This is a genomic window from Collinsella sp. BG-O-102, assembly GCF_023656745.1.
Taxonomy (GTDB): domain Bacteria; phylum Actinomycetota; class Coriobacteriia; order Coriobacteriales; family Coriobacteriaceae; genus Collinsella.
In genome coordinates this window covers 15,404-27,594 of record NZ_JAMOKO010000021.1, presented here as the reverse complement: position 1 = coordinate 27,594, position 12,191 = coordinate 15,404, and the positions used below count along the sequence as shown (strand labels likewise).

The 12,191-nt window shown below is 63.0% G+C and carries 13 protein-coding genes and 1 tRNA gene; 1 reads left to right on the top strand and 13 read right to left on the bottom strand.

The genetic code is table 11. The features are described 5' to 3' along the window. On the top strand, window positions 1-85 hold an 85-nt coding region (locus NBH09_RS10045; protein ID WP_284703130.1), incomplete at its 5' end, for an IS3 family transposase. Window positions 86-608: 523 nt separating this feature from the next. Here NBH09_RS10045 and NBH09_RS09210 read toward each other — a convergent pair. The 13 genes from NBH09_RS09210 to cmk form a co-directional block, all read right to left on the bottom strand. Beyond that, a tRNA-Pro gene (locus tag NBH09_RS09210) sits at window positions 609-685 on the bottom strand. A gap of 80 nt (window positions 686-765) precedes the next feature. Next, window positions 766-1,977, bottom strand: coding sequence for a bifunctional phosphopantothenoylcysteine decarboxylase/phosphopantothenate--cysteine ligase CoaBC (gene coaBC, locus NBH09_RS09205; RefSeq protein ID WP_250787770.1), 1,212 nt, complete (start codon window positions 1,975-1,977; stop codon window positions 766-768). A 3-nt stretch (window positions 1,978-1,980) separates the two neighbouring features. Then, window positions 1,981-2,700 carry a zinc ribbon domain-containing protein gene (locus NBH09_RS09200; protein WP_250787769.1) on the bottom strand — a complete coding sequence of 240 codons (720 nt, stop codon included), beginning with the start codon at window positions 2,698-2,700 and terminating at the stop codon, window positions 1,981-1,983. After that, window positions 2,697-3,506 (bottom strand): Nif3-like dinuclear metal center hexameric protein, encoded by an 810-nt coding sequence (locus NBH09_RS09195; protein WP_250787768.1) that lies wholly within the window; start codon window positions 3,504-3,506, stop codon window positions 2,697-2,699. Before NBH09_RS09195 ends, NBH09_RS09200 begins: the two co-directional genes overlap by 4 nt. Beyond that, window positions 3,503-4,681, bottom strand: coding sequence for a cysteine desulfurase family protein (locus NBH09_RS09190; protein ID WP_250787767.1), 1,179 nt, complete (start codon window positions 4,679-4,681; stop codon window positions 3,503-3,505). Before NBH09_RS09190 ends, NBH09_RS09195 begins: the two co-directional genes overlap by 4 nt. A 6-nt stretch (window positions 4,682-4,687) precedes the next feature. Beyond that, complete coding sequence (rpe, locus tag NBH09_RS09185; RefSeq protein WP_250787766.1) at window positions 4,688-5,359, bottom strand: ribulose-phosphate 3-epimerase; 672 nt, start codon at window positions 5,357-5,359, stop codon at window positions 4,688-4,690. Window positions 5,360-5,377: 18 nt separating this feature from the next. Further along, window positions 5,378-6,385: an NAD(P)H-dependent glycerol-3-phosphate dehydrogenase gene (locus NBH09_RS09180; protein WP_250787765.1), complete on the bottom strand. Its 1,008-nt coding sequence runs from the start codon at window positions 6,383-6,385 to the stop codon at window positions 5,378-5,380. Window positions 6,386-6,394: 9 nt separating this feature from the next. Then, window positions 6,395-7,078, bottom strand: coding sequence for a glycerol-3-phosphate 1-O-acyltransferase PlsY (gene plsY / locus NBH09_RS09175; RefSeq protein WP_250787764.1), 684 nt, complete (start codon window positions 7,076-7,078; stop codon window positions 6,395-6,397). Further along, complete coding sequence (gene der, locus NBH09_RS09170; RefSeq protein WP_117803194.1) at window positions 7,071-8,405, bottom strand: ribosome biogenesis GTPase Der; 1,335 nt, start codon at window positions 8,403-8,405, stop codon at window positions 7,071-7,073. The genes plsY and der overlap by 8 nt, the downstream gene beginning before the upstream one ends. Before the next feature lie 10 nt (window positions 8,406-8,415). Beyond that, window positions 8,416-9,858: a DUF512 domain-containing protein gene (locus NBH09_RS09165; protein ID WP_250787763.1), complete on the bottom strand. Its 1,443-nt coding sequence runs from the start codon at window positions 9,856-9,858 to the stop codon at window positions 8,416-8,418. Between the two features lie 2 nt (window positions 9,859-9,860). Further along, window positions 9,861-10,760 (bottom strand): 4-hydroxy-3-methylbut-2-enyl diphosphate reductase, encoded by a 900-nt coding sequence (locus NBH09_RS09160; RefSeq protein ID WP_250787762.1) that lies wholly within the window; start codon window positions 10,758-10,760, stop codon window positions 9,861-9,863. A gap of 2 nt (window positions 10,761-10,762) precedes the next feature. After that, window positions 10,763-11,491, bottom strand: a complete 729-nt coding sequence (locus NBH09_RS09155; RefSeq protein ID WP_138340988.1) for a lysophospholipid acyltransferase family protein — start codon at window positions 11,489-11,491, stop codon at window positions 10,763-10,765. 3 nt (window positions 11,492-11,494) lie between these two features. After that, the gene (cmk, locus tag NBH09_RS09150) at window positions 11,495-12,181 is read right to left on the bottom strand and encodes a (d)CMP kinase (RefSeq protein WP_138340986.1); all 687 of its coding nucleotides are present in this window, start codon (window positions 12,179-12,181) and stop codon (window positions 11,495-11,497) included. Window positions 12,182-12,191: the final 10 nt, after the last annotated feature.

Sequence of the window (12,191 nt, the reverse complement as noted above, 5' to 3'; positions counted from 1 at the left end):
GGTCCATTGGAACACGAGGAGGCGCCAGGTTAAACTGAAGGGACTGACCCCGGAGGAGTTCCGGAGACAGTCCCTTGCGGCGTAGTTCTTATTTAAGCCGTCCAAGTTTTGGGGTGCAGTTCAATTCTGCGCGGGCTTTTCATTTGGCAACCAAACGAACGATTCTCGTCTTGAGGCATAGTTATCGGTTTGAGTAGAAATGGGGTCACACAGCGGCTCTCAGAGCGCCAGCCGAACTCTCCCGCCATTACCGCTGCGGCATCCTCGTATGGAGCCCATCCTGCTTGGCGTTTCGTTGCAACAGCCAACTTGTCCACCGATCAAGTGAACCACTGGAATAAATACAGCGACACGCTTGTTCGTTACAGTCGTTATATCTGTGTGAATCGCCGCGATAAATGCCGCCCGTTCTCGGCGTGTACCAGCTACGCATATGTAAACTCATATCGCGTTAATAGCTCGGCTCATGTACCTGCATAACACACAAGTAGCCGCAAAAGGCGATTATCGCGCAGGTAGATTTTCGACATCCTGTTGCTTAATCAAAATTAAGCAATTGATTATTAAACAAAAAAGGTCAGGCACTAGGTGCCTGACCTGCAAACTTCTGGTCGGGACGACTGGATTCGAACCAGCGACCCCTTGACCCCCAGTCAAGTGCGCTACCAAGCTGCGCCACGTCCCGAAGCTTTTGTTTGTTGCTCTGCTCTCGCTCGCAACAGGGAGTATAATAACCCGAAACTTTGCCCTTGTGCAAGAACTTTTTTACATTTTTTGAAGCAAGTCCAAAATTGTATCTGCGAGCTGGGATTTTGTTAGCACGGGAAGTTCTTGCGTGCCCGTTGTGCTCACGATCCAGGCCTTGTTGGTATCGGTTCCAAAACCCGAATCGGCACGCGAGACATCGTTGGCGATAATGGCATCGCAACCCTTGCGGGCGAGCTTGCGCCGCGCGTACTCCACGACGTTATCGGTCTCGGCCGCAAAGCCGATCACGCATCGCTCGCCCTTCTGACGCGAAAGCTCGGCTAAGATGTCAACGGTCTCGACGAGCTCGATTCGATCCAGGCGCTCGTTAACCTTTTTGAGCTTATGGTCGGCAGGGGCCGCCGGGGTATAGTCGGCGACGGCAGCCGCACAAATTGCCGCATCGGCCGTCTGAAAGGCGCTCAGTGCCGCCTGGAGCATCTCTGCGGCGGTTTGCACGCGCACGCACTCCACGCCGCGGGGAACATCGAGCGATGTCGGTCCCAACACGAGCGTGACTTCGGCACCGCGGCGTGCGGCCTCCCCCGCCAGGGCGATGCCCATCTTGCCCGAAGAGCGGTTGCCGATGAATCGCACGGGGTCGATCGGCTCGTGCGTGGGGCCGGCGGTAATCACGACGCGCTTGCCCGCCAGGTCCTGAGGCGCGGGGTTGAGCACCTCACAGACAGCCTCGACGATGTCTCCCGGCTCGCTCATGCGTCCCGTGTCCACGTCGCCGCAGGCAAGGTAGCCGCTGCCCGGACCCACCACATGGACACCGCGCTCGCGCAACGTGGCCATGTTGGCCTGCGTCGCCGGTGCCTTCCACATGCCGTTATTCATAGCGGGTGCGATCACGATGGGTCGCGGTGTGGCTAGTAGCGTGGTGGAAATAAGGTCATCGGCGATGCCGTTGGCCATCTTGGCGATGATATTAGCCGTCGCGGGCGCTACGACCACCAGATCGGGCTCCTGCGCCAGCGAAATGTGGTGGATGGGGTCGGAGGGATCGTCGAATAGGCCCACCGCGACCGGCTCATTGGTGAGTGCGCGGAAGGTAAGCGGCCCCACGAACTCCGTGGCATGCTTGCTCATAACGACCTTGACGCGCGCGCCGCGCTTTTGCAACAGGCGCACGATATTGCACGACTTATAGGCGGCGATCCCGCCGGTAATGCCCAGCAGGATCGTTTTTCCCTCAAGTTGCATTGAATTGTTGGGTGCCGCCATCGTTTAAGCTTCCTTGCTCGGGAGCACCAGGAGGCGGTGGCAGTACGGGCAGTGCGTAATTGACCTGCCGTCGTGGTTGAGGTCACTCATGGACGATGCCTGCAGCGCGGTGTGGCAGACCGTGGGGATGTTGCCCTGGATGGTCTCGACAGCCAGGCCACGGAACTGCTTGAGGAGGCGCTCGTAGTCGATGAGCACGTCGGCCGGCAGCGTGGCAGCAAGCGCGGTGCGCTCCTTTGTGGCGGCGTCAATCTGAGCCTGCAGGTCGGCAGCCTTGGCACGGGCGGCCTTGGTATCGGCCTTCACGCCCTCCTCGAACTTGGCGATGATGGCCTGTGCGCGAGCCTCGCGGTCAAGTGCTTCCTTATGGGCGATAACAACATCCTTGCGGGTGTGCTCGATCTTGTCCAGACGCTTGGCCAGGGTGGCGAGTTCATTCTCCAGGTCCTGAACCTCGCGGTAGTCGGAGCCGTCGACATGGCGCTTCTTGGCAGCCTCGATGGCGTTGTTAGTCTGAATCTCGGTGGTGTTGAGGTCGTCGAGCTCAATGTCCAGATCCTTGCGCTGGGCGTAGAGCTTGGTCATCTCGGACTTGAGCTTCACATAGGTCTTGCGCTTGGAAGCGAGCTCCTTGAGCTCCGGCATATTGGCAAGTTCGCTTTTGTTGCGGGCGAGCTCCAAATCGATCTGTTGCAGCTTGAGTAGCGTAGCGCCGGCGCTCATAAGTTCTCTCCTTTTGTCACAGTCCACCATTGGCAAGGGTTCAGTATTTTAATCGCATGACGGGGGTCGACCCCGGCGTCAACTGCAGAGTTCATCAATATATCAACGAACGGCTCCTCAGAGCGGTCGTGGCCGAGCAAGATCACCGGCAGCCCGCGTAAGGCAAGGTCTTGCGCCACGTGGTAGCCCGCCTCGCCCGTCACGACAACGTCCGCGCCCGCGGTGATGGCGAGCTCTCCAAAGTCGCCCAGGGAGCCGCCCAAAATGGCGACGGTGCGGCATGCGTGCCCGGCTTCGCCCCACACACGCGGGTCGCTCCCGAAAGCCGTGGCAGCACAGGTGGCAAGATCGCGCAGCGTGCACGGGTCGTTGAGCGTTGCAAGTGCGCCCAGACCGGTGGCCTCGGGTTCGTCCACGTGCTCCAGTGAGCTCACGGGTGCGGCACCCAGCAGCTCGCTCAGGCAGACACGGGCTTCGTGCGAGCGGTCCATGTTGGTGTGGAGCGATATGATGCTCACGCCGCAACGCGCTGCCTCGTAGAGCGCCGCGCTGCATTGGGGGCGTGTGGCATCCGCCGGACAAAAGGCCTCGGGCGCCTTGATATAGATGGGGTGATGCGTCAGCAGCACGTTGGCGCCGGCCTCCTGGGCGCGGTGCACATTGGCTTCGGTCGCATCGAGTGCGCAGGCAACACCGGTAATCTCCGCGGCAGGGTCGCCGACGGAGAGTCCTACATGGTCCCAACTCTCGGCATCGGTCTTGGGATAGCGTGCCAGCAGGGCGCGCTCGAGCTCGGCGACGATCATGCGGCACCTACGATCGAGAGCAGCGTCTGGGCAAAGTCGTCCAGATCTCCCGGATTCACGCGGTCATCGAAGGAAATGCGCAGTGCGCCCAATGCCTGCTCGCGACCGATGCCCATCGCACTCAAAACGTGGCTGGGGTCCATACTGCCGCTCGAGCATGCCGAGCCTGCCGATACCTCAAAGCCGGCGGCGTCGAGCTTGACGATGAGCTCCTCGGAGTCCATGCCGTCGACGTAGATCGAAACCATACCCGGCAGACGATCGGCCTGTGCGTAGTCGCCCATGGTGGCGTGAATGCGCGGATGGGCCGTAAGCGCGGCGTAGAGCTTGTCGGAAAGGGTTTGCAGCGTCGCACGCTCCTGGGCTACATGGGGCGCCAGCGTTCGGGCGGCAGCGGCAAAGGCCAACTGTGTGCGCAGATCCTGCGTGCCGGCACGACGACCGGCCTCCTGTCCGCCGCCAAAGATGCGCGGGCGCAGCGGCGTGCGGCTCTTAAGGTAGAGCGCGCCGGATGCCACGGGGCCACCGATCTTGTGCGCGGCAACGGTCATGGCGTCAACTCCCAGCTCGGTGACATCGAGCGGAATGTGCAGATACCCCTGGATGGCATCGGTGTGGAACAGGGCGCCCACGGTATGCGCGGCCGCGGCAAGCTCGCGGATGGGCTGCACCACGCCGGTCTCGTTGTTGGCGACCATAATGCTCACGAGCGACACGTCGTCGCTCAGCAAGTCGCTCAGCGTGGCAGGCTCAATGTAGCCCGCGCGGCAGGGCTGCACCAGGTCGACGGTAAAGCCGGCGGCACGCAGCAGCGGCAGGTTGTCCAGAATCGAATCGTGCTCGATGGCAGATACGATCACGCGGTTACGCTTGCGATCGCGCTGACGAGCGCCCTCGGCAAGACCGAGCAGCGCCAGCTGGTTGGCTTCGGTGCCGCCGTTGGTCAGAACAATCTCGGACGGGCGGACGCGTGCGCCAAAGCTATGGGCAATCTCGCGACGGGCAACCTCCAGGCGCGCGGCGGCCTTGCGGCCGAGCGAGTGCAGCGAGTTGGGGTTGACGCCGGCAAGCTCGCTGTCGTCATATTCGCGCTGCGCAAGGAGCGCCTCGGCGCGCATGGGCGTCGAGGCGGCATAGTCAAGATTCACGGGTATGCGGTTTTGACCTGCGGTCATAAGGGTTTATGCCTCCTGTGCGGCCTCGTTGCCCAGCTTCTGCAGCAGCGCAACCTCGGCAGCGGGATCTTCGGACTTAAATACGGCAGAACCGGCCACGAGCACGTTGGCGCCGGCCTTGACGACCTCGGCAATGTTCTTTGAAGAAATGCCACCGTCGACCTCGATGAGGGGCGAAACGCCGTGACGCTCGCACATGGCCTTGAGCTCGTGGAGCTTAGCGATGGTGCCCGGGATAAAGCTCTGACCGCCAAAGCCCGGGTTCACGCTCATGAGCAGTACCATATCGACGACGTCGATGATGCTCTCAAGCACGCACACGGGGGTGGCGGGGTTGAGCACCACACCGGCCTTGACGCCGCTCTGCTGCAGGTGCGTGAGCGTGCGGTGCAGGTGCGTGGAGGCCTCGTAGTGCATGGTGATCATGTCGGCACCGGCGTCGGCGTACCAATCGACCGTCTCGTCGGGGTTCGACACCATCAGATGCGCGTCGACCGGCACGTCGGTGGAGCGCTTGACGGCCTTAAGGATGTCAACGCCAAAGGTCAGGTTGCCGGTAAAGTGACCGTCCATAACGTCGAAGTGCACGTAGTCGGCGCCGGAGATTTTGTCGAGCTCGCCCTTGAGGTTGGCCATGTCGGCCGAAAGGACGGACGGAGCGATTTTGATGGAACCCATGGTAGAAGCCTTTCTGCGCTAGTCGGTGAGTCCGTAGAACTCTTGAGAAGGGACGCGATCGGTAAGAATCTCGAGCGCCCTATCCAAAGTAACACCGTTGTAGAGCGTTTGCTCCACGGCAAAGGTGAGCGGAATGTCTACGCCCAGTGAACGGGCAAGCTCGCTGACGCTGCGGGCCGCGACGGCGCCCTCAACCACCATATGCGTGCGCGTCTGATACTCGTCGAGCGACACGCCGTTGGCAAACTCGTAGCCAAAGGTGCGGTTGCGCGAGTGCTCCGAGGTGCAGGTGGCAATGAGGTCGCCCATGCCGGCAAGTCCCATGCAGGTCATAGCTTGACCGCCGCGGGCGTGCACCAGACGGCTGATCTCGGCTAGACCACGCGTCATGATGAGGGCGAGCGTGTTGTCGCCCGCGCCGGTGCCGGCGGAGATGCCGCACACGATGGCGATGACATTTTTCATGGCGCCGCAAACCTCGACGCCGGTCATGTCCTGCGACAGGTAGATGCGGAAGGCCGTGGATAGGAGCAGGTCCTTAAAGGTCTCTCCTACCTGTGGATCTTTGCTGGCGATGACGGCGGCAGAAAGCCCGCCGTGGCAGATCTCCTCGGCATGGTTGGGGCCCGAGAGCGCCGCCACGCGCGCCTCGTTGCCGATCTCGCTGGTGATGACCTCGCTCATGAGCAGGCCGGACTCGGGCTCAATGCCCTTGGTGAGGCAGAGCACCGGGGTATCGGCGGCGATAAAGGGCGCGGCCTGGTGGGACACGCTGCGAAGGTGCGTCGAAGGAACGGCAAAGATGATGGCCTCGGCGCCGTCGAGCGCCTGGGTCAGATCCGTGGTGGCGACGACGTTGCCGGGCAGCTCGTAGCCCACAAGGTAGCGGGGGTTGCGGTGCTCGCCATTGATGCCGGCGGCCGTTTGCTCGCTGTGGGCCCACATGGTCACGCGCTCGGCTCGCGCGGCAGCAAGGCCGGCGACGGCGGTTCCCCAGGAGCCGGAGCCAATCAGCGCAACATTCATGACTCTCTCCTACTTATCGTCGGGCTCGGTGACGCGCTTGGTAAACGAGAGCTTGGACTCCTTACCGGTCATGAGCTTTTTGATGTTCGCACGATGGGCCCACACCACGGTGATGCCGATCATCGCCATGCAAAACTTAAGCCCCAGGCTGCTGTACGGAAAGACCGCGCAGGCAGCGATGGGAAGACCGATGGCAGCGGCAAGCGAGCCCACCGACACAAACTTGGTGATGGCGACGGCCACGATAAACATGCCCAGCAGCGACAGGCCAATAGGCCAGTACCAGGCGAGGATGACACCCAGACCAACTGCGATACCCTTGCCGCCGTGGAAGTTGAGGTACGGCGAGAAGATGTGGCCCCACACGGCCGCCAGGCAAATGACGCCGAGCATCCAGTCGCCGGGGGCTCCAGGCGCCATAATGTTCGGCGGAAAGCCATAGCCCAAGTCGGCAATGAGCGGACGCGCGATAAGGATGCAGATGGCGCCCTTAAGGCAGTCGAGCAGCAGGGTGAGCGCGGCGACCTTGGGACCGGCCACACGCAGTGCGTTGGTGGTGCCGATGTTGCCGGAGCCCGCCTTGCGAATATCCGTATGGTTGAACACGCGGCCCAGGATCAGGCCAAACGGAATCGCTCCGATAAAGAACGATACCACGGCGCAGATGGCGGTCAGCAGAATCGGATTATGCATCCTTTTGCTCCTTCTTCCTAAAGAAGAGTCGAATGGGTGTGCCGGCAAAGTCGAAGGTCGAGCGCATGCGGTTCTCCACGTAGCGCTGGTAGGTGTCGTTGACCAGATCGCTGTGGTTGACGAAGAACGTAAACGTCGGCGGGTTGATGCCCGTCTGAGTCACGTAGTGCATGCGCAGGCGGCGCTTGCCGTCCACCACGGTGTGGCCGAACTCGCGCAGGTCGGTGAGGAACGTGTTAAGGCGCGAGGTGGTGATCTTTTGCGAGCGCGTCTTTTCGGCGGCGTCGACCATCGCCCAGATCTTCTCGACGCTGCGGCCGGTGAGCGCAGAGATGCGCAGATACTGGGCCCAGGGAGCCATGACGCCCAGACGGCGGTCGACGGTCTCCATGCAGGCCTCGCGCTTGCGGTCGTCGTCGAGCAGGTCCCACTTGTTGAGCAGCACCACGATGGCACAGCCGCGCTCGATGGCCAAGCCCATGACCTTCTGGTCCTGCTCGGTAACGCCTACGGAGGCGTCGACGACGAGCAGTGCCACGTCGGCGCGATCGATGGCGCGCAGGCCGCGGACCATCGAGTAGTACTCGATATTCTCGTACACGGTGCTCTTCTTGCGAATGCCCGCGGTGTCGACCATGCGGTAGTGCTTGCCGTTGCGCTCCACGACGGTGTCGATGGCGTCGCGCGTCGTGCCGGCAATGTTGGACACGATAGAGCGGTCGGCGCCCAGGATGCGGTTGAACAGCGACGACTTACCGGCATTGGGGCGGCCGATGATGGCGACGTTCAGCGCGTCAGGGAACTCATCGGCGACCTCGTCCTCTTCCTCCGGAAGCAGGGCCACGATATCGTCGAGCAGGTCGCCCGTGCCATGGCCATGCAGGGCCGAGAGCGGCGTGGGCTCACCGATGCCGAGCGAATAGAACTCCCAGATGCTGTCGTTCTCGCGATCGGGGTTGTCGAGCTTGTTCACCAGCAGAAAGACCGGCTTGTCGCAGCGCTTGAGCATGCGGGCGACCGACTCGTCCTCCTCGGTGACGCCGGTGCGGCCGTCGACCACAAACAGGATGACGGCGGCTTCCTCGGCGGCGGCGAGGGCCTGGTCGCGGATGGACGTGGCAAAGACGTCATCGCTCTTGAGCGGCTCGATGCCGCCCGTGTCGACGATGGTGAACTCGCGGCCGTTCCAATCGGCCGTGTGGTACGAGCGGTCGCGCGTGACGCCGCGGGACTCATGGACGATGGCGTCCGAGGTCTGGGCCAGGCGGTTAACGAGCGTGGACTTGCCCACGTTGGGGCGTCCGACGACGGCGACGATAGGTTTCATCTGCACTCCTTTAATGGGTAGGGTCAGTGGAAGTGTTAGAGTCGGCAGGCACAATGCCAAGGATGTGCTCCAGGGTATCGAGCAGCTCATGCGGCATGGTCGACACCACATGAACCTCGGCGCCGCGACTGGTAAGGCTTGCGAGTAAATCGTCACGATGATACTCGTCAAGCGTCATGCCGTCAGCGTTGAACATGAGCTTAGGCACAAAGAGCATAACCCCCGAGAGGTCCTGCGGCAGCTGCTCCAGAATGTCGCAAGCGACGATGAGGCCGGTCACGTCCACGTTGCCGCCAAAGTAATGGTTTTTGATGGCCGTGACGGTGCCGTCGAGGCCCTGTGACGACTCCACAAAGCGCGCCACGGTGTCGCGCGCGCTGGCGCCGGAAAGGCACAGGAGGCGCTGGCCGCGCCCGGCAATTGCCTCGCGAACGCGGGCCAGGCGCTCGGCGTCGGCGGCAAGCACGTCGTCGGTCTCGTCCAGATACGAGCGGATCATGCCGATGCCGTCGTAGTACTGCGGGTAGCCGTCGTAGAAGTCCGCCTCGGGAGGATCGATGCCGGCGTCCAGATAGAATTCATCGCTCATCTGGAAGGTGTGGCGGCCAAAGCGCTCGTAGGCTCGATCCTGGAAGGGACGGATCATGGCAATGGTCTCGCGCGCGAGCTCAGGTTTGTCGCTGTATGACCAGGTAAAGCGATTCTGGTGCTTGGTAAAGCCCAGCGGTACGATGCCCAGGCTCGTGATCTGCTCGTGCTCCTCGCAAAAGCGTAGGGTCTTTTGCAGCTCCTCACCGTCGTTCATGCCGGGACACAGCACGATCTGCGCGTGGATCTCGATGCCGGCGGCCATGATGGCCTCGAGCACGTCCATGCCGCGCTGGGCGTTGCGGCCCATCATGCGGCGACGGACGTCGGGGCTCACGGCGTGGACCGACACATTCATGGGGCTCATGTTGCGTTCGATGACGTTTTGCACGTCGTCGTCGGTGAGGTTGGTCAGCGTGACAAAGTTGCCCTGCAAAAAGCTCAGGCGGTAGTCGTCATCGCGGATATAGAGCGTGGAGCGGCCGCCCTTGGGCAGCATCGTCATAAAGCAGAACACGCAGGCGTTTACGCAGGTACGCATGCCGTCGAAGATAGGGCCATCGAACTCAAGGCCCCAGTCCTCTCCCGGGAAGCGGTCGAGCTCGACGGGGGTGACGCTGTTGTCGCGCGGGTCGAAAACCTCGAGGTCGACCGTGTCGTCGTCGGCCTCCCAGAGCCACACGATCATGTCGGTGAGTGTCTCACCGTTGACCGTGAGCACGCGCATTCCCGGCTCGATACCCACATCCCACGCGGGCGATTCGGGACGAACGCTCTTTACGAGCGCGCCCTCACCCGGCTCGGGGTCGCGGCTGCGCCCGTAATCGGCCACCTCGGCGGCGTATGCGGGTACGGTCTGGTCCATGGTTAGCAGCAAAGCTCCTTGATGCGCGTGACGGCGCGTTCGATGTGTTCTTGCGGGGTGGAGGCTCCGGCGGTGATACCGATGTGGTGAGCGTCGGTAAACCACGCGGCCTGGAGCTCGGAAGTTTCCTCGATGTGATACGTGTGCTCGCAGGCGTCTGCGCAGATCTGCGCCAGGCGGCGGGTGTTGCCGGAGTTTTTGCCGCCCACGACGACCATGCAGTCGCAGCGGTTGGCAAGTGCGGCGGCGGCCTGCTGGCGCTCGCTCGTGGCGGCGCAGATGGTGTTGATCACGCGCAGTTCCTGCACACGCGGGGTGATGGCAGCTACGACGTCGGCGAGGTTCTGTGCGGTCTGGGTAGTCTGTACAACGAGGCCCACCTTGCCCTTGAGCGGCAGCGCGTCCGCATCGGCGGCACAGCTTACGACCTGCGCATCATCGCCGGCGTGGCCCAGGATGCCCTCGACTTCGGGGTGGCCCGGCTCGCCCACGACCACCACGTGATAGCCCTCTCGTACCAGGCGTTCCGCCGCCATGTGGACCTTTTTCACGTAGGGGCAGGTGGCGTCGACCACGGTAAGACCGCGATCGTGAGCCGCCTCGATCACCTGCGGCACCACGCCGTGGGCGCGGATGATTACGGTGCCCGATGCCGCGTCGTTCAGGGTCTCGGCCAAGCCAATGCCGGCCTCGGCGAGCTCGCGCACGACGATGGGGTTATGGATGAGCGGGCCCAGGGTGTGGACCTGAGCGCTCTCCCCTGCCTGCGGCGCGGCGGCCAGCGCCATGTCGAGCGCGCGCTGCACACCGTAGCAGGTGCCGGCATGGGCTGCGATCTCGATGGTGGGCGCGCCGCCCTGGTCGGACGCGGTCGCGGTGGTGCCCATAACGTTCTCGTCCATGGCTAGAACCTGCCCGGATGCTCGGCGCACAGCTCGTCTCGCATGGCGTAGACGCGGTTCATGGCCTCGGACTCAAACCAGGCCAGACGCTCCGTGCGCTTAAGCCCGGCTGGCGCGTCGGAAAGCGAGATGGCCTTGCCGGCGCGGATCCAGCACTTCTTGGGGCGCATGATCTTTTTGCCCGCAGGCGTGATGTCGGACCAGCCACAGATGGCGAGCGGGTTCACGGGTGCCTTGCCCATCTGGGCGATGAGCGCAAAGCCGCCGTGGACCTCGGGTTTGATCTCGCGCGAGCGGATGCGCGTGCCCTCGGGGAAGATCAGGACGTCCTCGCCGCGCTGCAGCGCATGCTGGGCGGCACGCAGGCACTTCATATCGGCAGTACCACGCTCCACGGGGATGCCACCAACGCGGCTAAAGGCCCAGCGTACGATCTTGCTCTTGGCAAACTCGGACTTAAAAATGGGGCGAATGCGGCGGCCGCCAAAGAACAGCGCCGTCTCTACAGCCAAAAGCTCGGCCATCGAGGTGTGGTTGCAGATGACCACGCTGCCGCGGCCTTCCTGGCGCTCAAACAGCAGATCGGCGTCCTCTACCTTCCAGCGCCACATGAGCTTGGAGAAGGCCCAAAGGATTGCCATGACCACGAAGACGGTGCCGCGGATGAGCACGGGGAACTCGGCATAAGGGGCGTTGTAGTAATCCTCGGGCGTCTGCTTAAACAGGCGCATGGGCTACCTCCTTTGGTTGATGAGGTCCTCGATAATGTGGACGACCTCGTCTATGGTGTGTGCGGTGGAGTCGACGTGCACGGCGTCCTCGGCGGGCACGAGCGGCGCCACCTCGCGGCTGCTGTCGAGCTTGTCGCGCTGCTTGAGGGCATCGAGGGTCTCGTCGACTTCGGCCTCGAGCTGCTCGCTGGTGAGCGGCTGGGCGTCGTTTTGGTGGCGCTGCAGCACGCGGCGACGGGCGCGCTCGCGCGGGTCGGCGGTCAGGAACACCTTGACCTGCGCGTTGGGGAACACGACGGTTCCGATGTCGCGACCCTCGGCCACGATGTCGCGATCCTCGGCGGCGCGGCGCTGATGGACGAGCATGGCCGCGCGCACGCCCGGGTAGGCCGAGACCTTGGACACGTTGGCGTCGACCTGCGGGGTGCGGATGGCAGCCGAGGCGTCCTGGCCATCAATGGTCAGACGTGTGTCCTCGCCGGTGCCGTTGGTAAAGCGGATTTCGATCTGCTCGGCGAGGGCGTCGATGGCAGCCTCGTCGTCCAGGTCGATGCCGCGGTCGAGCGCGGCGAAGGTGACGGCGCGATACATGGCGCCCGTATCGAGCTTGTTAAAGCCCAGCTGGCGGGCGATCTCCTTGGCGATGGTGGACTTGCCGGAACCGGCGGGGCCGTCGATGGCGACGATCATGCAATGCTTC

Bases quoted from the DNA above. Each gene is read 5' to 3' on its own strand.
- der (WP_117803194.1), bottom strand. From the start codon at position 8,405: ATGAAACCTATCGTCGCCGTCGTCGGACGCCCCAACGTGGGCAAGTCC.
- NBH09_RS09160 (WP_250787762.1), bottom strand. From the start codon at position 10,760: ATGGACGAGAACGTTATGGGCACCACCGCGACCGCGTCCGACCAGGGC.
- coaBC (WP_250787770.1), bottom strand. From the start codon at position 1,977: ATGGCGGCACCCAACAATTCAATGCAACTTGAGGGAAAAACGATCCTG.
- NBH09_RS09155 (WP_138340988.1), bottom strand. From the start codon at position 11,491: ATGCGCCTGTTTAAGCAGACGCCCGAGGATTACTACAACGCCCCTTAT.
- NBH09_RS09200 (WP_250787769.1), bottom strand. From the start codon at position 2,700: ATGAGCGCCGGCGCTACGCTACTCAAGCTGCAACAGATCGATTTGGAG.
- rpe (WP_250787766.1), bottom strand. From the start codon at position 5,359: ATGGGTTCCATCAAAATCGCTCCGTCCGTCCTTTCGGCCGACATGGCC.
- cmk (WP_138340986.1), bottom strand. From the start codon at position 12,181: ATGATCGTCGCCATCGACGGCCCCGCCGGTTCCGGCAAGTCCACCATC.
- NBH09_RS09195 (WP_250787768.1), bottom strand. From the start codon at position 3,506: ATGATCGTCGCCGAGCTCGAGCGCGCCCTGCTGGCACGCTATCCCAAG.
- NBH09_RS09180 (WP_250787765.1), bottom strand. From the start codon at position 6,385: ATGAATGTTGCGCTGATTGGCTCCGGCTCCTGGGGAACCGCCGTCGCC.
- plsY (WP_250787764.1), bottom strand. From the start codon at position 7,078: ATGCATAATCCGATTCTGCTGACCGCCATCTGCGCCGTGGTATCGTTC.
- NBH09_RS09165 (WP_250787763.1), bottom strand. From the start codon at position 9,858: ATGGACCAGACCGTACCCGCATACGCCGCCGAGGTGGCCGATTACGGG.
- NBH09_RS09190 (WP_250787767.1), bottom strand. From the start codon at position 4,681: ATGACCGCAGGTCAAAACCGCATACCCGTGAATCTTGACTATGCCGCC.